Source organism: Massilia sp. IC2-477, from assembly GCF_020707265.1.
Taxonomy (GTDB): Bacteria; Pseudomonadota; Gammaproteobacteria; order Burkholderiales; family Burkholderiaceae_D; genus Telluria.
On the sequence record NZ_JAJFEQ010000003.1, the window covers coordinates 343,388 to 365,548 of the forward strand.

Below are 22,161 nucleotides of genomic sequence, written 5' to 3' on the forward strand. Positions count from 1 at the left end.
GGCCGGCAGTTTACGAAGCCGGCTGCCAGTACACGTCCGGCATCACCAGCTGCAGGCGCAGCCTGCTTTCATCCAGGCTGCCCGCACCGGGCGCATTGTCGACGCCTTCCACGATGAAGCCGCGGTTGCGGCCCGCTTCCTTGCCCTTGTAGAGCGCGCGGTCGGCCAGTGCGATGGCCTGCTCCCAGCCGATCGGGGCGCCCGCGCCGGGCGCCAGCGACACGGCGCCGGCGGTGGCGCTGACCTGCAGGGCGGTGCCGTCTTCCAGCATCACCGGCGCGGCCGCGATCGCATTCAGGATGCGCTGCACCAGCAGCGGGCGCTGGGTGTCGGACACGCCCTGCGAATACACGAGGAATTCTTCGCCGCCCCAGCGCAGCACCATGTCGGATTCGCGCACCACCTCGTTCAGGCGGCGGCCCACCTCGACCAGCACTGCGTCGCCGGCGGCGTGGCCGTGCTGGTCGTTGATGCGCTTGAAGTGGTCGATGTCGAGCAGGGTGAAGCAATCGTTCTGCCGGTCGCCGGCGGCCACGAGCGGCGGCTGCTCGCGCATGCGCTCCACGAACGAGCGCCGGTTGTACAGGCCGGTGAGCGGATCGTGCGCGGAATGGTGCGCCAGTTCGGCGTTCAGTTCCGCCAGGCGCCGTCCGGTCGCCTGCGACCTGCGGTACAACATGAAGACGAAGCCGGACAGCACCAGCGCCAGCACCGCACCCAGCGAGGCCAGGGCCGTGCGCAGGCTGCGGTTGCGGATCTCCGCATCCTTGACCGCATTTTCCTGGCGCAGGCGCTCGATCTGGGCGGCGCGCTGCTTGGCGCTGAACTGTTCCTGCAGGGCGGCGAAGGCCTTGTCGCGGCTCTCGATGGCCAGGCTCACCTGGATCTTCTCGCGTTCGCGCACGGTGGCCAGGGCCTGCCGGTGCAGGCCGGCCTTTTCCAGCGCTTCGCTCTTTTCGGCCAGGATGTTCGAGACCGCCAGCATGGCGCCGGCCTTGCGCAGTTCCTGCGCGGTGCGGTCGATGTAGACCGTGCCTTCGGCCATGCGGCCCTGGCCGAACAGGGCGAAGCCCAGGTTGGCGTACACCATCTGGATCACGCTCTGGTCGGCTACCTGTTCCGACAGGGCGACCGCGGAACGTGCGGCGCGCTCGGCTTCGACATAGTTGTGGCCGCGCAGCCAGGCGTCCGAGACGTTACCCAGCACATTCGCCTCGATCCAGCGCAGCTCGTGGCGGCGCGCCAGCACCAGCGCGCGGTTGAAGGCGGCGTGCGCCTGCGGCAGCTGGTTCAGCGAAACGAAGGCGCGTCCATCCATGAAGTGCATCAGGGCCTCGACCCGCGGCGTCATCGGGTCGCTGCCGCTGCGGCCCTGGCGGTAGGCGCGGGTCGATTCCAGCGCCTTGACGGCTTCGCCGCTGTTCACGTACAGGCGCGCCAGCGCCAGGCGCAGGTCGGCTTCGCGCGGGCTCCACAGCTCGGGGAAGCGCTGCACCAGCTCGAGCGCGCGCAGGTAGTGCCCAAGTGCGAGGTCGTGCTGGCCGGTGGTGTTGTAGATCGCGCCGTAGGCCACTTCGGCATTCGCCTCGAACTCGCTGTTGCCGAGTTCGCGGTACTGGCCGTTCAGGGTTTCCAGCAGCGCCATGGCGGCGGCCGGATCGTTGTCGTTGAGGCGCTTGTGCACCCGGCCGAGGCTGGCGAGGGCCAGTTGCGCGTTATCGCCCTGTGCACCCGCAAGCTTGATCAGGCGTTCGTCGACCGCATACGCTTCGCCGAGCTGGCCGGCGTCGCTGTGGATGCGGCGCAGCAGGCGCAGGTAGGCGACCTGCACCGGGTAGGGTGCGTTTCGGGTAAGGCTGGCGGCTTCGGCCAGCAGCAGGCTGCGCGCCTGCGGGTTGTTGCGCTCCGCCAGCTGGGCCAGCTCGCGCAGGCGCAGCTGGGCCGCGACCTGATGTTCGTCCTGCGCCATCGCCCCTGGCGCCGCGACGGCCAGCGCCAGCAGCAGGACCGGGAGGGCCTTGCGCCAGGCCCGCCTTGTCCTGCGGGATGCCAGTGGAGTCGTCATCGTGGTCGGTGGAAGCGGGCGGTGCGCGGCGGGAGGCCGGGCGGCTCGACGCCGCGCGATACGGCGTTCCACCGATTATGTTCTGTTGACTTGTGGAAATCAAGCGCCGAAGGTGACGCGCGATGTATACGCAACGGACACAATTTCTGATTGGAACGGAGAAATTATTCGACTTTCATCACTTTACTTTGATTCCAAACAACAATCTGGTGATAATGTCACGTCTGCAGCATTGCGCGTACGAACGACGAGCAGCAGTATGGCGTACTCGGTTCACGGGTCAGGCATCGGGTCTACCGGCCGGATGGCAGCGCGCGACCGCGGGCATACGGTGCCCCGGCAAAACAAGGACGCGGAACCAACTATTTTTTGATTGGAGAATGAGTAGTGAGTCTTTTCAGAACCAAAAATCTTGACACGATGGTCGCGGCGGCCCAGAAGCCGGGCGGTCTCAAGAAGGTGCTCGGTCCGTTCGACCTCGTCCTCATGGGCATCGGCGCCATCATCGGCACCGGTATCTTCGTGCTCACCGGCACCGGCGCCGTCACCGCGGGTCCGGCCCTGACGCTCTCCTTCGTCGTCGCCGCGCTGGCCTGCGGTTTCGCGGCACTCTGCTATGCCGAGTTCGCCTCGAGCGTGCCGGTGGCCGGCTCGATCTACACCTACAGCTACTTCACCCTGGGCGAGATCGTCGCCTGGATGATCGGCTGGGACCTGCTGCTCGAATACGGCCTGGCTACCTCGACCGTCGCGGTGGGCTGGTCCGGCTACTTCCAGTCGCTGCTCAAGGGCATCGGCATCGTGCTGCCGGAAGCGCTGCGCGCGGCCCCGGGCGCCCAGCCCGGCGTGAACACCATGTTCAACCTGCCGGCCTTCCTGATCATGATGTTCCTGACCTGGATCCTGTCGATGGGCGTGCGCGAATCGGCGCGCCTGAACAACATCATGGTGATCATCAAGACCGGCGTCGTGATCCTGTTCATCGTGGTCGGCGTCAATTACGTCAAGCCGGACAACTGGCAGCCCTTCATGCCCTTCGGCTTCAGCAGCGTGATGAGCGCCGCCGCGCTGGTGTTCTTCGCCTTCATCGGCTTCGACGCCGTCACCTCGGCCGCCGAGGAAGTCAAGAACCCGTCCAAGGACCTCCCGATCGGCATCATCGGCTCGCTGGCCGTCTGCACCGTGCTGTACGTGATCGTGGCCGCCATCATGACCGGCATCGTCCCGTTCATGCAGTTCAAGGGCGTCGACCACCCGGTCTCGCTGGCCCTGCAGTTCGCCGGCCAGGACTGGGTTGCCGGCTTCGTCGACCTGGCCGCGATCCTGGGCATGAGCACCGTGATGCTGGTGATGGCCTATGGCCAGACCCGCATCCTGTTCGCGATGTCGCGCGACGGCCTGCTGCCGGCCAAGCTGTCGGAAGTGCATCCGAAATACGGCACCCCGTACTTCGCCACCTGGATGGTCGGCATCGTGTTCGGCTTGCTCGCCGGCCTGGTTCCGCTCGACGTGCTGGCCGAACTGGTCAACATCGGCACCCTGGCCGCGTTCTCGCTGGTGTCGCTGGCCGTGATCATCCTGCGCAAGAAGCGCCCGGACCTGCACCGCGCCTTCCGCTGCCCGGGCGTGCCGGTGATCCCGGCCCTGGCCATCATCTTCTGCCTGGCCCTGATGTCCTTCCTCAGCTGGCACACCTGGGTGGCCTTCATCATCTGGCTGGCGATCGGCCTGGCGGTGTACTTCCTGTACGCGCGCCAGCGTTCGCTGCTGAACAAGGCATAAGCAGCGCCGCCTGAGCTCTCCGTGACGCCCGGCCCCCGCAAGGTGGCCGGGCGTCCTGCATTTCGGGGCCGTGCTAAGCTCCCGATGAACGCCGCCATCCCGGGCGGCGGCTTTGCGGAGAATGCTTCCATGAGCGCCATCGTGCTCGGCAAGGGCGACGCCCTCCTGATCGTCGACATGCAGAACGATTTCCTTCCCGGCGGCAGCCTGGCCGTGCCGCGCGGCGACCTGGTGATCGAACCGATCAACGCACTCATCGACCTGTATCGTGAACAGCGGCTGCCCATCTACGCCTCGCGCGACTGGCACCCCGGGCAGCACTGCTCGTTCGCGGCCCAGGGCGGACCGTGGCCGCCGCACTGCGTGGCGGATACCATCGGTGCGGCCTTCAGCGCGGCGCTGCGCCTGCCGCGGGACGCCATCGTCGTCTCCAAGGCCGTGCTTGAGGCGGAGGACGCCTACTCCGCCTTCAACGGCACCGGCCTGGCGCGCAGCATGCGCGCTGAAGGCATCACCCGCTTGGCCGTGTGCGGGCTTGCCACCGACTACTGCGTGCTGAATACCGTACTGGACGGGATCGAGGCCGGCTTCGAGGTGCTCCTGCCGCTGGAAGGCATGCGCGCGGTCGAGGTCACGCCTGGCGATGGCGACCGCGCCGTGGCGCGGATGCTGGGGCAGGGCGCGGTGCCGGTGGGCGTGTCGGGCGGCCACCTGATTGCGGACCCCAGGATGGGTGCCCGGCTGTAAACGCGACTGAAAGGGGGAACGAATGGCAACGCTTGGCGACTTCCTGCTCGAGCGCCTGCACGGATGGGGCGTGCGGCGCGTTTTCGGCTATCCCGGCGACGGGATCAACGGCATCATGGCCGCCTTCGGACGCCAGCAGGCGGTCGAGTTCATCCAGACCCGGCACGAGGAAATGGCAGCCTTCATGGCCTGCGGCCACGCCAAGTTCTCGGGCGAGGTGGGCGTGTGCCTGGCCACCTCAGGTCCCGGCGCCATTCACCTGCTCAACGGCCTGTACGACGCCAAGCTCGACCACCAACCGGTGGTCGCCATCGTCGGCCAGCAAAAGCGCAGCGCCCTGGGCGCCAGCTACCAGCAGGAAGTCGACCTGGTCACGCTGTTCAAGGACGTGGCCGGCGAATACGTGCAGATAGCGAGCACCCCGGAACAGTTGCGCCACCTGGTCGACCGCGCGCTGCGCATCGCCATCAGCGAGCGTTGCGTCACCTGCATCATCCTGCCCAACGACCTGCAGGAGCAGGACGCCGTACCGAGTCCGCCGCGCGAGCACGGCTATACCTACAGCGGCATCGGGGCCCCCGCAAGCGCGCCGGTGCCGCCCGAGGATGCCCTGCGGCAGGCCGCCGCGATCCTGAACGCCGGCCGCAGGGTGGCGATCCTGGCCGGCGCCGGCGCCCATGGCGCGCACGCGGAACTTCTCGAGGTCGCGGAACTGCTGGGCGCCGGCATCGCCAAGGCGCTGCTGGGCAAGGCCGTGGTGCCGGATGCCCCGCCTTTCGTCACCGGGTCGATCGGCATCATCGGCACCAGCGCCAGCAACGACATGATGGAAGAGTGCGACACGCTGCTGATGGTCGGGTCGAGCTTTCCGTATGCCGAGTTCCTGCCGCCGGAAGGGCAGGCGCGCGGGGTGCAGGTCGACATCGACGGCCGCATGCTGAGCCTGCGCTATCCGATGGAAGCGAACCTGCTGGGCGATGCCAGGGCCACGCTGCGCGCCCTGATCCCGCTCCTCGAGCGCAAGCAGGAACGCAGCTGGCGCGAACGGATCGAGGCCAAGGTGGCTGACAGCCGCAGCCAGCTCGCGCAAAAGGCCATGGAGCCCGCCGAACCGATCAACCCGCAGCGCGTGTTCACCGAGCTGTCGCCGCGCCTGCCGGACGATGTCATCCTGGCCGGCGATTCCGGTTCGGTGGCGGCCTGGTATGCGCTGCACCTGCAGCTGCGGCCCGGCATGCTGGCCTCGCTATCCGGTACGCTCGCCACCATGGGCTCGGCCGTGCCCTACGCGTTGGCCGCCAAGCTGGCCCACCCGGACCGCCCGGCGATCGCGCTGGCCGGCGACGGGGCGATGCAGATGAACGGCATCAACGGCCTGATGTCGATCGCCTGGCACCGCCAACGCTGGACCAATCCCACCTTGATCGTACTGGTGCTGAACAACCGCGACCTGAACTTCGTGACCTGGGAACAGCGCGGCATGCAGGGCCAGCCCAAGTACGAGCCCTCCCAGCAACTGCCCGATTTTTCCTACGCGGACTACGCGCGCATGCTGGGCCTGGACGGCCTGCGGGTGGACGACCCGGACGCACTCGGGGCCGCGTGGGAGCGGGCGCTGGCCGCCGACAAGCCCTTCGTGCTGGAAGTGGTGGTGGATCCGAACATCCCGCCACTGCCGCCGCACATGGTCGACAAACAGCGGGAGCAGTACGACAAAGCCCAGGCGAAAGGCGATCCGGAAGCGGCGGACATGCAGCGCGGGGCGGATACGCAATCGGGATCTTGACCATCTGGTAAGAAAATCTGTTGTACCGTGTTTGTACCTTTGTAATCCGACTCTTACATACTCACAGCGCGGCTACCGATTTCGTGCAAATAGTTCAGTCTGGATAATGTTGTCTATCGTCCTACCAGACCAACAACACGATCCGAGACCATGAATTCGATGCTGTTAGCAGATGCCACCGCCTCTGCGGCCCGCCGCGCTCCCGCCACCCGTGAGCGCTCCAAGGCCTTGTACTTCGCCCTGTACGACAACCCGGGCGCGCACGCGGACGAGGCGCGCGCCTATCTCGCCGACCAGATCGGCGCGGTCCAGGCGCTGCCCGCCGACCTGCCTTCCTCGCTGGCGGAACTCCCGGGCTGGGTCGAAGAGCGCACCGACGCCGTTGGCGCCGAGTACCGCGACTACCTCGCCGCCCGCAAGAACGGCGCGCCGCGCCGCTATTTCTCGTGCCGCGCGCACGCGCTGTACTTCATCAAGGCGGTGGCCGCGACCAAGCTGGTGGACGGCGCCTGGCTCTTTGGCCTGCTCAAGCACTGGGACAACCCGGCCTACCATGAGCTGATCAAGACCTACCTGGAAGAGCTGGGCGAGGGCCTGCCCGACAAGAACCACGTCACGATCTACCGCAAGCTCTTGGCGACGCACGGCGTTGAGGGCTGGGAGAACCTGGACGACGAGCACTTCGTGCAGGGTGCGATCCAGCTCGCGCTGGGCCACAACGTCGAGCACTTCCTGCCCGAAGTTATTGGCTACAACCTGGGCTACGAGCAGCTGCCGCTGCACCTGCTCATCACCTCGTATGAGCTGAATGAATTCGGCATCGATCCGTACTACTTCACGCTGCACGTCACCGTGGACAACGCCGCCAGCGGCCACGCCCAGAAGGCGGTGCAGGCCCTGAAGAACCTGATGCCGCGCGTGGGCGACCGCGACGCCTTCTACCGCCGCGTGATGGACGGCTACCGCCTGAACGACATCGGCGCCAGCACCACCTCCAGCATCGCCGAATTCGACCTGCAGGGTGAACTGGTGAGCATCCTCGCCGCCAAGAGCAGCGTGGGCAAGAACATGCACTCGGATTACTGCCGCGTGGCCGGCCGCTCGGTCAACGACTGGCTGGGCGACCCGGCCAAGATTCCCGACTTCCTGGCGGCGCTGGAGAAGGCCGGCTGGATCAAGCGCGGCGAGGCCGTCGAGCACAGCCGCTTCTGGGGCCTGGTGCACGGCGAGAAGGCCGAGATGTTCGGCGTGTTCAGCGCCTACGAGCAGCAGGTGCTGCGCGACTGGATCACCAGCAAGCCTGAGGGTGGACGTGTGGAAGGCCCGCGCGCGCTGACCTGGCGCGCCCGCCAGCGCACCCTCGACAACCTGGGCCAGCAGCAGGACCGCAGCGAGCATTTCCCGGAACGCGGCCTGATTCGCCGCCACCCGCGCCTGGAAGCGCCGGACAACGAACTCCGGCTGCTCGAAGAACAGGTCGCCGCCGCGCCGGGCAAGCAGCAGGCGATGGAATTGCTGGGTGGCCTGATGTCGCCCGAGATCCACCATACGGCGGTGGGCCTGATGGCCACCCGCATGTACACCCGGCTGTTCGACGCCTGATCGCCGGCGTGTTGGGTGCACCAGTTTTCCCGCGCACCGGGCAGCCGCCCGGTGCGCACATCATTATTATTACAAGGATCTATTCGTGCAAATCCTGGAACAACGCTTCTTGCGCGGACCAAACGTCCACGCCGATTCCCCCTGCCTGCTGAGCGTCATCGATCTGCAGGAGCTGTACGGCATCTCCTCGAAAGACATCCCCGGTTTCAATGAGGCGCTCTTGAATGCGCTGCCATCGCTGGCCGGCCAGCTGCTGCCGATCGGCCAGCGCGGCGGCTTCGCCCAGCGCCTGCGCGAAGGCACCTACCTGGGCCGCGTGGTCGAACAGGTCACGCTCGACCTGCAGACGCAGGCCGGCGCCCCCGCCAGCTACGGGCGCACGCGCCCGGTCGCGGGCCGTCCCGGCGTGTTCCGTATCGTGTGCGCTTACCAGTCCGAAAAACTGGTGCAGCCTGCCTTCCAGCTGGCCGTTGACCTGGTGACGAGCCTGGGCAATGAAGAGGAGTTCGACCTGGCGCCGCGCCTGGACGAGCTGCGCGATATCGTGGCGCGCCACGCCATCGGCACCAGCACTGCGGCGGTGCTGGCGGCGGCGCACGAGCGCGGCATTCCGACCCAGCGCATCACCGAGGACGCCAACCTGTTCCTGCTGGGCTGGGGCGCGAAGCAGAAGCGCCTGCAGGCCACCACCACCGGCGACACCAGCTTCATCGCGGTGAAGATCGCCAGCGACAAGCAGCTGACCAAGACCCTGCTCAAGGAAGCTGGCGTGCCGGTGCCAGAAGGCTCGGTGGTGACCAGCGTCGACGAGGCGCAGCGGGCAGCCGCGCGCATGAAGGCGCCGGTCACGCTGAAACCGCTTGACGGCAACCAGGGCAAGGGCGTCACCGTCGACTGCCGCGATGCCGAACAGGTGGCGCGCGCTTTTGACTTCGCGCGCCAGTACGGACGCCGCATCATCGTCGAGCGCTTCGTCGAAGGTCGCGACTACCGCGTGCTGGTCGCAGGCGGCAAGGTCGCCGCCGCTTCCTACCGCCGCCCGGCCCACGTGGTGGGCGATGGCTTGTCGACCATCCGTGAACTGGTCGAGCGCGAGAACGAGAATCCGGCGCGCGGCGCCGGCCACACCAACATCCTCACCAAGATCTCGCTCGACGACCACGCCGCCGACATGCTGCGCAAGCAGGGCCATGACTTCGACAGCGTGCTGCCCGCGGGCGTCCCCGCCGAACTGCGCGGCAACGCCAACCTGTCCACCGGCGGCACCGCCGAGGATGTGACCGACCTGCTGCCGGAATCGACCCGCCTGCTGTGCGTGCGCGCGGCTGCCAAGATCGGGCTGGACGTGGCCGGCATCGACATCGTCTGCCGCGACATCGCGATGCCGCTCGACGCCCAGCGCGGCGCCGTCATCGAAGTCAATGCGGCGCCCGGCATCCGCATGCACCAGTACCCGAGCAGCGGCGAGCCGCGCGACGCCGGCGACGCCATCGTGCAGGGCCTGATGGGCGAGTCGGATGGCCGCATCCCGACGGTGGCCATCACCGGCACCAACGGCAAGACCACCACCACGCTGCTGGTGGGGCACACGGTGCGCATGGCGGGCAAGGTGGCGGGCGTGACCACCACCGAAGGCGTCTTCATCGACGGCAAGCAGGTGACCAAGGGCGACTGCACCGGCTACTGGTCGGCGCGCACCGTGCTCGGTTCGCCCGACGTCGAATTCGCGGTGCTGGAAACGGCGCGCGGCGGCATCCTCAAGCGCGGCCTGGCCTTCGACCGTTGCGACGTCGGGGTGGTGCTCAACATCGCAGCCGATCACTTGGGCCTGGACGGTGTCGATACGGTGGAAGACCTGGCGCAGGTGAAGGCCGTGGTCGCGACCTCGGCCTCGAAGGCCGTGGTGCTCAATGCCGAGGACCCGCTGTGCGTCGCGATGGGCCGGCGCGCCAAGCCGGAAGCGGAGATCGTGTACTTCTCGATGGACGCGGAAAACCCGGTCTTCCTGCAGCACCTGGAAGACGGCGGCCGCGGCGTCTACCTGCAGGACAATGCCGTCGTGGTCGCAGACGGCAACCTGCACCAGGAGCTGGTGCGGGTCGAGAGCATGCCGGTCGCCTTCGGTGGCCGTGCGCGCTTCAACATCGCCAACAGCCTGGCCGCGGCGGCGGCCCTGATGGCGTCCGGCTTCACCAACCTGCAGATCGCCACCGGCCTGTCCACCTTCGTGTCGAACGGTCGCACCAATCCGCTGCGCACCAACATGTTCGACATCCGCGGCGTGACCGTGATCGTCGACTACGCGCATAACCCGGCCGCCTACAAGGCGATGGCCGAGATGGCGCGCGCGCTGCTGCCGGGCCAGCTGGTGGGCGTGGTGACGGCGCCGGGCGACCGCCGCGACGAAGACCTGCGCGACGTCGGCCGCGTGTGCGGCGAGCGCTTCGACGAACTGGTGGTGTACGAGTCCCAGAGCCGCGGCCGCGCCGTGGGCGAGGCGGTGGACCTGATCCTGGACGGGGCGGAAGAAACCGGCGGCATCAGCGACACGCTGCACCGCGTGATCGAAGTGGGCGAGGCGATTCGCCATGGCCTGAGCCTGTGCCGTCCGGGCGACGTGATGGTGTTCGCCTGCGGCTCCTCGCTGCAGGTCTTCGTCGATGCGCTGCGCGTGAACGATCCGGAGAGTGCCGACCTGGTGGCGTCGCAGGTCTGAAGCGCCGGCCTTGACGACGCAAAGCGAAACGGACTCACTAGCAAGGTGAGTCCGTTTTTCATTTCAGGCGTCAGGCATAAGCGCTTTGCTGCATGTTGACATGGCTAGCCGGGTTTGCAACACTCGACCCGTTGTCTTTCTAGCTAACAATATGGAGAAGCCCATGCGTCTGGTCCGTTCCGTCGTCCACCTGTCCGCGCTCGCCCTATGCGTGCACGCCGCCTTCGCCCCAGCCCACGCCGCGACCACCGCGCCGGCGGCCAAGGTCCAGAAGGCCCAGAAAACGCCCAAGCGCTACACGATCGAGCAGTTCATGGCGACGACTTCGGTCACCGGCGCCTCCTTCAGCAAGGACGAGAAGAACATCCTCTTCAGCAGCAACGCCTCGGGCATCTTCAATGTCTACACGATGCCCGTCGGCGGCGGCAAGCAGGTAGCACTGACCCGCTCGACCACCGACAGCACCTATGCCATCGGCTACTTCTACAACGACGACCGCGTCCTGTTCACGCGCGACAGCGGCGGCAACGAGCGCAACCACGTCTTCGTGCGCGAACTCGACGGCAAGGAAACCGACCTGACCCCGGGCGACAAGCACCGCGCGATGTTCGCCGGCTGGCGCCCCGATGGCAGCGGCTTCTATGTGCTGACCAACGAGCGCGATCCGAAGTTCTTCGACCTTTACCTGTATGACGCAAAAGACTACAAGCGCAGCGTCGTGTACCAGAACGAGAGCGGCATGAACGTCTCGAGCATCAGCCGCGACGGCAAGTGGCTGGCCTTCGACAAGCCCAACACCACGGCCGACAGCGACGTCTACCTGTATAACGTCGCCACGCGCGAGATGAAACACATCACGCCGCACAAGGGCACCGCCAGCTACTCGGCCTCGACCTTCGATCCGGAATCGAAGCGCCTGCTGTTCACCACCAACGACGGCGGCGAATTCAATCGCATCGCCAGCTACGACCTCGCCAGCGGCCAGGTCAGCGAGGTCGAGAAGGCCGACTGGGACCTGCTGGGCGCGAGCTATTCGCGCAACGGACAGCACCGGGTGAGCGTGGTCAACCGTGACGGCAGCATCGATGTGCGCGTCGTCGACTTGGCGGGCAAGCCGGTGGCGATGCCCAGGCTGCCGGGCGGCGAGCTCCGCCAGACCACCTTCTCGCCGAGCGGCCGCCTGGTCGCGTTCTATCTCAACGGCGACCGCTCGCCTAGCAACCTGTACGTGCACGACTTTGGCAGCAGGAAGACCACCCAGCTGACCCAGAGCCTGAACAAGGAAATCGATCCGAACGACCTGGTCGAGGCCGAGGTGGTGCGCTTCCGCTCCTTTGACGGCATGGTGATTCCGTCGATCTACTACAAGCCAAAGGGCGCCTCCGCCACCAGCAAGGTGCCCGCCATCGTCTACGTGCACGGCGGCCCGGGCGGCCAGACCACGCGCGGCTACAGCGCCCAGATCCAGTACCTGGTGAACCACGGCTATGCGGTATTGGGCATCAATAACCGCGGCAGCTCGGGCTACGGCAAGACCTTCTTCACCGCCGACGACCGCAAGCATGGCCGCGAGCCGCTGTGGGATTGTGTCGAGGCCAAGACCTGGCTCGCCAGCCTCGGTTACATCGATCCGGAACGCGTGGCGATCATGGGCGGCAGCTATGGCGGCTACATGACGCTGGCGGCGATGGCCTTCCGGCCGGAAGCCTTCAAGGTCGGCATCGACATCTTCGGCGTGAGCAACTGGGTGCGCACCCTGGAGAGCATTCCGCCCTACTGGGAAGCGCAGCGCAAGGCGCTGTACGACGAGATCGGCGACCCGGTGAAGGACAAGGAATTCCTGGTCGCGACCTCACCGCTGTTCCACGCGGCGAACATCCGCAAGCCGCTGATGGTCATCCAGGGGGCGAACGACCCGCGCGTGATCAAGCCCGAGAGCGACGAGATCGTCGAAGGCGTGCGCAAGAACGGGGTGGAGGTCGAGTACATCGTGTTCCCGGACGAGGGACACGGCTTCTCCAAGAAGAAGAACCAGATCGAGGCCAGCGCCAGGATCCTGGCCTTCCTCGACAAGCACCTGAAGAAGTGAGGATGTGAGCGCGTAAGACAGGCGGCCCGCGGGCTAATGCCAGTCAGTTAGCCAATTGTAGGGTGGGCGGGTTTCCCGCCCACGCGGTGATGGTTGCGATATAAACAGCCGCACGAGCTTCAGTACTAGTCCATTGGACTATATTCCCCCGCCCACCCTACGGATGAGCCGCAGCTTCAAGTGACCGGCATGAGCCCGCGGGCCGCCTGTTTATTTGAGGATCAGAACAGGAACTGCAGCGCCAGGGTCCAGACGTTGGGCTTGAGCGCGCTCGGCTTCTCGCGCGGCAGGCGCTCGACTTCGAGCGTGACGGCAGCGTTCGGGCTGATCGAATACTGCAGGCCGAAGGCGCCATAAGCGCCGGTGTCGTTTTTCTTGCCGAGCGGAGTCGGAGCGGCCGGCAGCGGCTGGCGGCGGGTTTGTCCCACCCCGACCTTGCCGTAGGCGGAGAGCTTCTCGCTCAAGGGTAGGCTGGGCTTGACAGCGATGTACATGCCGTAGCCGTTCTTCAGGTCCACGGCGCCGGCTTCGAGGGCCAGCTGCGGCTTGATCTGGTAGCCAGTGAAGACTTTCGGGCTGGCCTTGGTCGCAGCGCCGACGTAGTCGACGCTGGACACGCCCACGCCCACATACGATTGTGGGGCGGTGCGCACCGGCTCGGCCGCATGGACGGCGCCGGCGGCGATGAAGCCTGCGAAGAGAACGGCCAACACTTTCTGCATACCTTGTCCTTCCGAATTCGGGCCGGTGCGCTGTCGTGAGGAGCGGGCCGGTTTATGGATGAGCAAGGTAACAGTTGTGGGTCAGCATTAAAATAGCAATTTGTAACGAAATGCAAAAGTTTCGCTGATAACCCAACAACATCAGCCCTGTTTAAGACGAGCTTAAGTCAAAAGGCCGTTCCTCCAAACTTACGCAAAGCTATGCAGAGCAGGCTTTGCCGTTGGATTCCTGCTTCACCGGGGCCGGTTTCACCTTGTGCTCGCGCTCAAGGCCAGCGCCTTCCCCTCCACAAGCAGAGGCGGTGGAACTCACCGCCATGTTCTCCAGGTTGATGGCCGCATTGATGTCGCGGTCGTGTTGCGTCTTGCAACCCGGGCAGGTCCATTGCCTTGTTCCCAGATCGAGCGCTTCGTGCTTGTAGCCGCAGCAAGAGCACAGGCGACTGCTTGCGAACCATCGGTCGGCAACGACCACCTGCCCACCACGCCATGCCGACTTGTACTCGAGCTGGCGACGCAGTTCGTAAAAACCCATGTCGGCGCTGGCGCGCGCCAGGCGGGAATTGGCCATCATGCCTTTCACGTTGAGATCTTCGATGCCGATCGTGTGAAAGCAGCGCGCGATACTGGTGCTGAGTTGATGCAGGCTGTCACGGCGGATGTTGGCGATCCGCTCATGTAAGCGTGCCAGTTTCATCCTGGCCTTGGCACGGTTGCGTGAACCTTTCACCTTGCGCGACAGATTGCGCGACAGGCGCCGCACACGATCCAGCAGGCTGCGAAGCGCCTTTGGCCCCGTGACCTTCTCTCCCGTCGACAAGGTGGCCAGCGCCGTGATGCCGAGATCCACGCCGACCGCGCCATGGTTTTCGGCTGGCGGTGGGCAATGTTCAAGCGTGTCCACGGTAATGCTGGCATACCAGTGGCCGGCAACACGCGAAATCGATGCCGATACGATGCGGCCGGCAAAGCGCAGGGCCTCGCACATCCGGACCCAGCCGAGCTTGGGGACGCGGATGCGCTTGTCTTGCATGCGATACTGATCGTTGGACAGGCTGAACCGGTTGTCCCGTCCTTTCCTGCGAAATGCTGGAAAGCCGGCACGCCTGGCAAAGAAGTTCTCGAAAGCGCGCCCGAGCTGCATGATCGCCATCTGCGGCGCGTTCTTCGTTACCTCCAGCATCCATGGAAACTGCTCGCGTTTGATGGCATTGAGCTGGCGCCGCAAGGCGGCCTCACTGGGCTTTGGCAGCGCTGGATCGGACTTGCAGGCCGCATACTGCTTCGTCCATGCGTCTAGCGCCCAGTTGTAGGCGAAACGGGCAACCCCGGCCGCGCGCGAGAAGTATGTCGCTTGCACATTGTTCGGATCGAGCCGGATGCGGTGCGCTACGAGCATTGCGCCTCCTGTACCACTTGCCGCACTCCCTCGATCATCTTGCGGTTCTTGTGGCTGCCGCTGCCATACAGCCTGGCTGAAAAGACAGTAACGATTTCCAGGAGATCACTGGCCAGGTCTTCTTCGAATGTCCTGTCATGATCCTGATTGATGATGATGACCTCGACTCCTTTTGCCTGACAGACGGCAAACACCAGTTCGGCTCCGAAGCGCAGCAGTTGGTCCTGATGGGTGATGACGAGCCGGCCGAGCTCGCCCGCTACGATCTGGTCGAGCAGCTTTCTCAAGCCCTTCTTGTGACAGTTCATCCCCGAGCCGAGATCGGCGATGAGCTCATGGCGCCATCCATGCGCATCGCAGTACAGTTCGAGTATCCGGATCTGCCGCTGCAGGTCTTCCTTCTGGTCATAACCTGAAACACGGGCATATGCGACAGTCCTGCCTTGTGCTGCTGCGCCAGGCTGGAACTGCCGGCATAGCGCGGCGAGATCGTAGCGCCGCTGTCCGCCGTCAGTCCTGCTCGGTCGTAGCCGGCCCCCGGGCCTCCCAGCGCCGTAATGTGCTGGTCGAGACGCCCAGGGCAGCGGCGGCGGTACCGATTGGAACCAGTTTGTCCATGCACCATGAGACCGTGCAGGTTTAGATAAGTTTCTAATCAACTGCTTGAAACCCTGACGGGCTAATGCCGCTCAGTTAAGCGATATTCGGGCGCTCTTGTAGGGTGGGCAGGGGAATGTAGTCCAGTGGACTACATTCCCGCCCACGCGGTGACCGTACTCCGTAGACCCAATAAACAGGCTGGGAAACGTCGTTTGACCGCGTGGGCGGACAAGCCGCCCACCCTACGAGCCCCTGACGAGTCCTGTTGGATTGCCGCTGACGAGGGCGCTCAGATCGCTTCCGCCTCGATCCGGCGCGCCAGTTCCGGCTTGTCCGGACGAATAGCATCGGTCAGCTCTGACAGGGTGCTGCCGCAACCGAACACCAGCACGTCGCCCGGCTTGCACAGCGACAGGCCGTGGCGGATCGCCTCGCGCGAGTCGAGCACGACGCTCAGCGAATCGTCGGCCAGCCGTCCCAGGCGGGCGCCACGCACCAGCAGCGAAGCGGTTTCACCACTTGCCCTGCCGCGGTTCTCGGTCTCGAACACGACCAGGTCGTCGAAACCGGCGGCGCAGGTGCGGCCGATGTCGATCAGGTCGGCGTCGCGGCGGTCGCCCGGCGCCGCCACCACACCGACCAGGCGGCCGGCGCTCATCGCGCGCGCGCTCTCGGCCAGCGCGGCGTAGGCCGCACAGTTGTGGGCGTAGTCGACGATCACGGCAACGCCGTCGACGTCGAACAGGTTCGAGCGGATCGGATTGTGCTTGGCATCAGAGACGAAGCTGCGCAGGCCATCGGCGATTTCTTCGTTGCCGAAGCCGTGCGCGGTGAGGGCGCCCGCCGCGGCCAGCGCGTTGGCGATGTTGAAGCGCGCCGCGCCGCCCAGCGAGACCGGCATATCGCGCGCATCGAGCAGCGCTTCGTGGCGCGCGCCGTTGGCCAGCACCAGGGTGTGGTCCTGCAGGTAGACGGCGCGCCCGCCGTTCTCCAGGTGGCGCAGCAGTACCGGATTGTCGGCGTCGAGCGAGAAGTAGATGATCTCCACGCCGTCGCGCAGGGATTCGGCCATCGCCACGCAGTAGTCGTCCTCGGCGTTGAGCACCACCGCGCGCGAGGCGCGCCCGGCGACCACCGCCTTGACCTTGGCCAGGTCGTCGAGGGTCTCGACGCCGTCCAGGCCGAGGTGGTCGCTGGAGACGTTCAGCACCACCGACACGTCCACGTGGTCATACGCCAGGCCGCGCTTAAGGATGCCGCCGCGCGCCGTTTCCAGTACGGCGAAATCGACTTCCGGGCTTGAGAGGATGCTGCGCGCCGAGTGGTAGCCGGTGCAGTCGCCCTTCACGGTCGGCACGCCGTCCACGTACACGCCCTCGGTGGTGGTGACGCCGGTGCGCAGGCCCGCCATGCGGGTGGCGTGGGCGATCAGCAGCGAGGTCGTGGTCTTGCCGTTGGTGCCGGTGATGGCGACCGTCGGGATGCGCCCGTTGCAGTCGCCGAACAGGGCGTCGACGATGGCGGCGCCGGCGTCGCGCGGGGTGCCGCGGCTCGGGTACTGGTGCATGCGGATACCGGGTGCCGCGTTGACCTCGATGATGCCGCCGCGCTGGCCGCGCAGGGGCTTGGAGATGTCCTGGCATACGATGTCGATGCCGGCGATGTCCAGGCCGATGGTGCGCGCGGCGCGGATGCAGATGTCGCGGGTTTCTTCCGGCAGCAGGTCGGTCACGTCCTCGGCGGTGCCGCCGGTGGACAGGTTGGCGTTGCCGCGCAGGTCGGCCGTGACCCCGTGTTCCAGCACGGTGTCGAAGCCGTAGCCCTGCTTGGCCAGGGTCTCCTCGGCCAGCGCATCCATCGGGATCTTGGTCAGGATGTTGGTGTGGCCTTCGCCGCGCGCCGGGTTGCGGTTCTCGATCTCGACCAGTTCGCGGATGGTGGAGCGGCCGTCGCCCGTCACGCAGGGCGGACGGCGCCAGGAGGCGGCGGCCACCTTGCGCCCGGTGACCAGCACGCGGTAGTCGCGCCCCACCAGGTGTTCTTCGACGATGATCTTGCGGCCGTACTTGCGCGCATGCGCAAAGGCGCGCGCCACTTCCTCAGGCGTGGCGCAGTTGGTGGTGACGCCCTTGCCCTGGTTGCCGTCGAGCGGCTTGATGGTGGCGGCGCCGTTCAGGCGGCGCGCAGCGCGCAGGGCTTCTTCCTCGGTGCGGACGGTGGAGCCGGCCGGCACCGGCACGCCGGCGCCTTCCAGCAGGGCCTTGGTGAGCTGTTTGTCGCTGGCGATGCCGACGGCGATCGAATTGGTGGCGCCGGTGATGGTCGCCTGCAGCCGCTTCTGGCGGCTGCCCCAGCCGAGCTGGAACAGGTTGGCTTCATCGGTGAGACGCAGCGCCGGGATGCCGCGGCGCAGGGCTGCCTGCACCACGGCGTTGGTGCTGGTGCCGATCGCGTAGTCCTCGGCAGTCTCGCGCAGTTCTTGCAGGGCCGCCGCGAGGTCGAAGGCGCGGTCTTCGGCCAGCGCCTGGACCAGGTCGAGCGCAACGCGCAGGGCGCTGCTGGCGACCTGCTCGATGGCGTAGCCGCACACGATGCGGCGCGCGCGCGGCGCACCCGGCACCGCCAGGGTCGCCTTGACGTCGCCTCCAGGGGCTCCGGCCAGGCGCTGCAGTTCCATCACGACCGGCTCGACTGCCTCGACCAGCAGGGCGTCGTCAGCCAGGCGCACGGCGGCGTCGGGCGGCAGCTCGGGCAGCAGGGCGAACAGGCGGGCGGCGAACCCGGCCGCCTTGGCGCCGGTGTCGTCGATGACTGCCATCAGGCAGGGGCTGCCGGCATACAGATTGGGGCCGCGCAGCAGACGTTTTTCCTTGATCTTCATGAAAGCGGGTTCCGTTTCGTTACATTTTCCAAAAAATCGAGCAGCGGCAGCGGCAGGCTCTTGGCCGGGTCGCTGCCGGCAGCGGGCAGGCGGTAGCTGGAGCCGGCTGGAAGCAGGTGCAGGCGCACGTCGATCAGTTCCGGCGTGTCGCGGTCCTTGATGTCCGCCACATTGGTGATCATGGTGCGGCCGTCGACAATCGTGACCGCGCCCTGGCCGAGCACTTCGATGCCCTCGCCGATGTCGATCACCAGGGCCGTGTCCTCATCGATGCCGATGCCCTGCAGGTAGGGATTCTGGGCCACCACGCTGAGCAGGCGCGAGAGCCGCTGGCGTTCCGAGAAGTGCTGGTCGACCACCACGCGGTGCAGGAAGCCGAGCCCTGCGCCGAGGCTGACCGAGCCTTTCTCCGGCAGGATCTCGGCGCGGCCCTGGGCCAGCATGTGGCCCGACATGGCGGAGGCGCCGGCGCTGGTGCCGCCGATGGTGGCGCCGCGCACCTTCAGCGCGACATGCATCGCGGCGTCGAGTGCGCTGCCGCCGATCAGGGCCAGCAGGCGCTTCTGGTCGCCGCCGGTCATGAAGATGCCGGTCGCCTCGTCTACCTGGCGCACGAAGTCCTCGCTGTTGGCGTCCTGCCGGCTGGTCACCTCGAGGTGGCTGCGGCGCTCCACGCCGAGCGAGCCAAAGGCTTCGTCATAGATGCTCCACATCTCGTCGGCAATCGTGCTGGCCGCCGTGATCACGACGATGTTGGCATCGGCGCCGCCGGACAGTTCGACAAAGCGCTTCAGGATTTCCATTTCACGCTTGCGGTCTTCGTGGCCGCCGATGATCACCAGGTGGCCGTTCTTGTGTTGTCGTTCGCTCATCGTTGGGTCATTTTCGTGTAGGGCATGCCCTGATTGTCATAAGCGCAGGCCTCGGTCCGTGTCACGCCGATCAGTCCAATCGCAACCTCCTTCGGGAACAGGTCGACGCCGCGCTTGAGGGCTTCATCGAGCGCCATGCCGTGCTCGATCCAGCCGTAGACGGTGCGCGCCAGCAGGTGGCGCACGATGTGTTCTCCGATCCCGGTGGCGGCGATCGCGCCCAGCGAGCCAGCATAGAAGCCGCTGCCGATGATCGGGCTGTCGCCCACGCGTCCCAGCAGGCAAGGCGCCGAGCCGCCGGTCGAGCAGGCCACGGCGAAGTGGCCGCTTGGGTCGCGCACGACGGCGCCGACGGTGTCGCAGGCGCTCGACTTCGGCAACTGCAGCGGCGTCTTGTAGTTCCAGAAGCGGTCGAACAGGCGGTTGTCGATGCCGGGCATGGCCGGCACCGCGCCGGCCAGTTCCTTCATGATCTGTCGATGCTCGGCGCGCTGGTGTTCCGAGATAGGGGCGCCGCCCGGCATGCCGAGCGAACGGGCCAGGCGCTGTGCGCCTTCGGCCACCAGCATGACGTGCGGGGTGTCGGCGATCGCGCGCGCCAGCTTGACCGGATTCTTCACGTCGCGCACCGCGGCCACGGTGCCAAGGCGCCCGCGGGTATCCATGATCGAGGCGTCCATTTCGATGGTCTCGCCATCCAGGCCCAGCGCCGAACCGCTGCCGGCATTGAAGCGGCCGTCGTCCTCGAGGGTGGTGACGGCGATGATGGCGGCGTCGAGGGCGTCGCCGTTGGCTTCGAGCTGCGCCAGGGCGCGGCGCGCGGCCAGCACGCAGCCGTCTTCGTTTTCCTTCGGTGCGCCCGCACCGCCGTGCACGACGACGGCGCCGGCCTGTTGCATGTTGCTCATGTGATCCTTGTGGTATGTCTGGGTCAGCGTGTTTGTTGTCACGCAGTCAAGACGCCATTATCCGTGCCGGCGCGCGTGCACCATATCGGTACCGTTGCCGTGCTTGTGTAAGAGCTTGCTTACAGGAGACGGGATGGGGCCGCATACAGCAGCGACGCGCCGCGCAGCGCGCGCCGCAGGGCGCGGACGAGCTCGAGGCGTGCGGAGGGTGTCAGAAAACGTCCAGTCTCGACGCGCACGCCGCGCGCCTCGATCACCACCAGGGTGCGCATGCCGGTATCGGGCAGGCTGACGCGGGCGTGGCTCGGGTCGAGCCGCACCGCGACGCGGCGCGCGCCGTCGGCATGCTCCACCAGCAAACAGCCGTCTTCCAGCAGGATGCGCTCGTGGTCGAGCGCGTGGCGGCTGTAGTGGAGCAGGGCGGCGCCCACGGCCGTGGCCTCGATCAGGGCAAAGGCCAGCACCATCCAGGCACCGCGCAATGTGAACACGATGGCAATGCCGAGCGTGGCGGCGCACAGCAGCGCATACACGAGCAGCGCCTGGCGCGGCGTGAGCGAGCAGTTGCGCTTCATGAGCCATTCGGCGGGCGTGGTGTCCATGCTTCAGCTGTCAATACGGGTGTGTGCCAGTTTGCCACAAGCGGGAAAATCCCAACGCCCGGTGATTTCATGCCGCTTGTTATCTGTTACCATACCGCCCCTCCCAATGAAAAGGTTCTTATGGCGCTCGCTTGCGGCGTTGACTTCGGTACGTCCAATTCCACTGTCGGCTGGCTGTCCGGCGGCGATGCGCTCCCGGGCGCCGGCGCGCTGCTGTCCCTTGAAGACGGCAAGGCGACCCTGCCTTCGGTCGTGTTCTTCAATGCCGACGATGACCAGGTGAGCTACGGCCGCGCCGCGCTGGCCGACTACCTGGAAGGCTACGAAGGCCGCCTGATGCGCTCCCTGAAAAGCCTGCTCGGCACCAGCCTGATCGACGGCCAGACCGAAGTGGCCGGCCGCGCGCTGCCCTTCAAGGCCCTGCTGGGCCAGTTCATCGGCGAAGTCAAGCGCCGCGCCCAGCAGCAGGCCGGGCGCGAGTTTTCCAGCGCCGTGTTCGGCCGCCCGGTGTATTTCATCGACGACGACGCGCAAGCCGACCGCCGCGCCCAGGACACGCTGGAAGAAGTGGCGCGCTCCGTCGGCTTTCGCGAGATCGCTTTCCAGTACGAACCGATCGCCGCCGCTTTCGACTACGAATCGCGGATCGAGCGCGAAGAGCTGGTCCTGATCGCCGACATCGGCGGCGGTACCTCGGACTTCTCGCTGGTGCGCCTGGGGCCGCAGCGCGCCGGCCGCGCCGAGCGGCGCGACGACATCCTTGCCAACGGCGGCGTGCACATCGGCGGCACCGACTTCGACAAATACCTGAGCCTGGCCAGCGTGATGCCGCTGCTCGGCTACGGCAGCACGCTGCTGTCGGGCGCCTCGATCCCGTCGAGCTACTACTTCAACCTGGCCACCTGGCACACGATCAACCAGGCGTATACCCGCAAGAGCATCGCCCAGCTGGCCGACCTGGTGCGCGACGCGGCCGAACCGGCGAAGCTGACGCGCCTGCAGAAGCTGATCGACGAGCGCGCCGGCCACTGGCTGGCGATTCAGGTGGAGGCGGCCAAGATCGGCCTTTCCGCAAGTCCGGCGGTCGAGATGGACCTCGACCGCCTGGCGCCGCCCGAGACCCTGGTGGTCCCCCGTGAAACCTTCGAGGCCGCCATCGGTCAACTGGTAGACAGCGTCGGCGCCACCGTGCTGCGCCTGTTCTCAGAAGCCGGCGTCCAACCGGATGCGGTGGATACGGTATTCTTTACCGGCGGCTCGAGCGGCGTGTCGCTGCTGCGCGAGCGCATCGCGGCGCTGCTGCCGCGCGCGCGCAAGGTCGAGGGCGACCTGTTCGGCAGCATCGGCGCCGGCCTGGCGCTCGACGCGCTGCGCAAGTTTGGATAACGAG

14 protein-coding genes and 1 pseudogene are annotated in these 22,161 nt (G+C 66.5%); 7 read left to right on the plus strand and 8 right to left on the minus strand.

The genetic code is table 11. From position 1 onward, the window contains the following. Window positions 1-10: 10 nt before the first annotated feature. A complete protein-coding gene (locus tag LK542_RS07715) occupies window positions 11-2,065 on the minus strand; it encodes a tetratricopeptide repeat-containing diguanylate cyclase (RefSeq protein ID WP_227811433.1) in 2,055 nt (684 codons plus the stop codon). A gap of 387 nt (window positions 2,066-2,452) precedes the next feature. Between LK542_RS07715 and LK542_RS07720 the strand changes: the two genes are divergently transcribed. The 6 genes from LK542_RS07720 (at window position 2,453) to LK542_RS07745 (ending at window position 12,787) form a co-directional block, all read left to right on the plus strand. Further along, a complete protein-coding gene (locus tag LK542_RS07720; protein ID WP_373889583.1) occupies window positions 2,453-3,847 on the plus strand; it encodes an amino acid permease in 1,395 nt (464 codons plus the stop codon). An 84-nt stretch (window positions 3,848-3,931) separates the two neighbouring features. Continuing rightward, on the plus strand, window positions 3,932-4,594 hold the full coding sequence (locus LK542_RS07725) for an isochorismatase family protein (RefSeq protein WP_227811434.1): 663 nt from the start codon (window positions 3,932-3,934) through the stop codon (window positions 4,592-4,594). Between the two features lie 22 nt (window positions 4,595-4,616). Further along, window positions 4,617-6,380, plus strand: coding sequence for a thiamine pyrophosphate-requiring protein (locus LK542_RS07730; protein WP_227811435.1), 1,764 nt, complete (start codon window positions 4,617-4,619; stop codon window positions 6,378-6,380). A 150-nt stretch (window positions 6,381-6,530) separates the two neighbouring features. Next, entirely contained in the window at window positions 6,531-7,982 is a 1,452-nt protein-coding gene (locus LK542_RS07735) for an iron-containing redox enzyme family protein (protein ID WP_227811436.1), read from the plus strand. An 85-nt stretch (window positions 7,983-8,067) separates the two neighbouring features. Then, entirely contained in the window at window positions 8,068-10,698 is a 2,631-nt protein-coding gene (gene cphA, locus LK542_RS07740) for a cyanophycin synthetase (RefSeq protein ID WP_227811437.1), read from the plus strand. Between the two features lie 163 nt (window positions 10,699-10,861). Next, on the plus strand, window positions 10,862-12,787 hold the full coding sequence (locus LK542_RS07745) for a S9 family peptidase (protein ID WP_227811438.1): 1,926 nt from the start codon (window positions 10,862-10,864) through the stop codon (window positions 12,785-12,787). 221 nt (window positions 12,788-13,008) lie between these two features. Here the strand turns inward: LK542_RS07745 and LK542_RS07750 are convergent, their stop codons facing one another. The 7 genes and pseudogenes from LK542_RS07750 to LK542_RS07780 all read right to left on the minus strand — a co-directional run bounded on the left by LK542_RS07750 (window position 13,009) and on the right by LK542_RS07780 (window position 20,771). Next, on the minus strand, window positions 13,009-13,509 hold the full coding sequence (locus tag LK542_RS07750) for an outer membrane beta-barrel protein (RefSeq protein ID WP_227811439.1): 501 nt from the start codon (window positions 13,507-13,509) through the stop codon (window positions 13,009-13,011). A 199-nt stretch (window positions 13,510-13,708) separates the two neighbouring features. Then, window positions 13,709-14,908: a transposase gene (locus tag LK542_RS07755; RefSeq protein ID WP_227811440.1), complete on the minus strand. Its 1,200-nt coding sequence runs from the start codon at window positions 14,906-14,908 to the stop codon at window positions 13,709-13,711. Further along, a pseudogene (locus LK542_RS07760) lies at window positions 14,899-15,526 on the minus strand (IS607 family transposase). Before LK542_RS07760 ends, LK542_RS07755 begins: the two are co-directional and overlap by 10 nt. A gap of 271 nt (window positions 15,527-15,797) precedes the next feature. Further along, window positions 15,798-18,389 (minus strand): cyanophycin synthetase, encoded by a 2,592-nt coding sequence (gene cphA / locus LK542_RS07765; RefSeq protein WP_227811441.1) that lies wholly within the window; start codon window positions 18,387-18,389, stop codon window positions 15,798-15,800. Further along, complete coding sequence (locus LK542_RS07770; protein ID WP_227811442.1) at window positions 18,386-19,261, minus strand: cyanophycinase; 876 nt, start codon at window positions 19,259-19,261, stop codon at window positions 18,386-18,388. Before LK542_RS07770 ends, cphA (LK542_RS07765) begins: the two co-directional genes overlap by 4 nt. Next, entirely contained in the window at window positions 19,258-20,169 is a 912-nt protein-coding gene (locus LK542_RS07775; RefSeq protein ID WP_227811443.1) for an isoaspartyl peptidase/L-asparaginase, read from the minus strand. The genes LK542_RS07770 and LK542_RS07775 overlap by 4 nt, the downstream gene beginning before the upstream one ends. Window positions 20,170-20,288: 119 nt before the next feature. Next, entirely contained in the window at window positions 20,289-20,771 is a 483-nt protein-coding gene (locus tag LK542_RS07780; protein ID WP_227811444.1) for a DUF2244 domain-containing protein, read from the minus strand. A gap of 120 nt (window positions 20,772-20,891) precedes the next feature. Between LK542_RS07780 and LK542_RS07785 the strand changes: the two genes are divergently transcribed. Beyond that, complete coding sequence (locus LK542_RS07785; protein ID WP_227811445.1) at window positions 20,892-22,157, plus strand: Hsp70 family protein; 1,266 nt, start codon at window positions 20,892-20,894, stop codon at window positions 22,155-22,157. Window positions 22,158-22,161: the final 4 nt, after the last annotated feature.

Excerpts from the sequence above, each read along its gene's own strand:
- LK542_RS07735 (WP_227811436.1), top strand. The coding sequence starts at position 6,531 with ATGAATTCGATGCTGTTAGCAGATGCCACCGCCTCTGCGGCCCGCCGC.
- LK542_RS07780 (WP_227811444.1), bottom strand. The coding sequence starts at position 20,771 with ATGGACACCACGCCCGCCGAATGGCTCATGAAGCGCAACTGCTCGCTC.
- LK542_RS07745 (WP_227811438.1), top strand. The coding sequence starts at position 10,862 with ATGCGTCTGGTCCGTTCCGTCGTCCACCTGTCCGCGCTCGCCCTATGC.
- LK542_RS07715 (WP_227811433.1), bottom strand. The coding sequence starts at position 2,065 with ATGACGACTCCACTGGCATCCCGCAGGACAAGGCGGGCCTGGCGCAAG.
- LK542_RS07775 (WP_227811443.1), bottom strand. The coding sequence starts at position 20,169 with ATGAGCAACATGCAACAGGCCGGCGCCGTCGTCGTGCACGGCGGTGCG.
- LK542_RS07770 (WP_227811442.1), bottom strand. The coding sequence starts at position 19,261 with ATGAGCGAACGACAACACAAGAACGGCCACCTGGTGATCATCGGCGGC.
- LK542_RS07725 (WP_227811434.1), top strand. The coding sequence starts at position 3,932 with ATGAACGCCGCCATCCCGGGCGGCGGCTTTGCGGAGAATGCTTCCATG.
- LK542_RS07785 (WP_227811445.1), top strand. The coding sequence starts at position 20,892 with ATGGCGCTCGCTTGCGGCGTTGACTTCGGTACGTCCAATTCCACTGTC.
- LK542_RS07730 (WP_227811435.1), top strand. The coding sequence starts at position 4,617 with ATGGCAACGCTTGGCGACTTCCTGCTCGAGCGCCTGCACGGATGGGGC.
- LK542_RS07750 (WP_227811439.1), bottom strand. The coding sequence starts at position 13,509 with ATGCAGAAAGTGTTGGCCGTTCTCTTCGCAGGCTTCATCGCCGCCGGC.
- cphA (WP_227811441.1), bottom strand. The coding sequence starts at position 18,389 with ATGAAGATCAAGGAAAAACGTCTGCTGCGCGGCCCCAATCTGTATGCC.
- LK542_RS07755 (WP_227811440.1), bottom strand. The coding sequence starts at position 14,908 with ATGCTCGTAGCGCACCGCATCCGGCTCGATCCGAACAATGTGCAAGCG.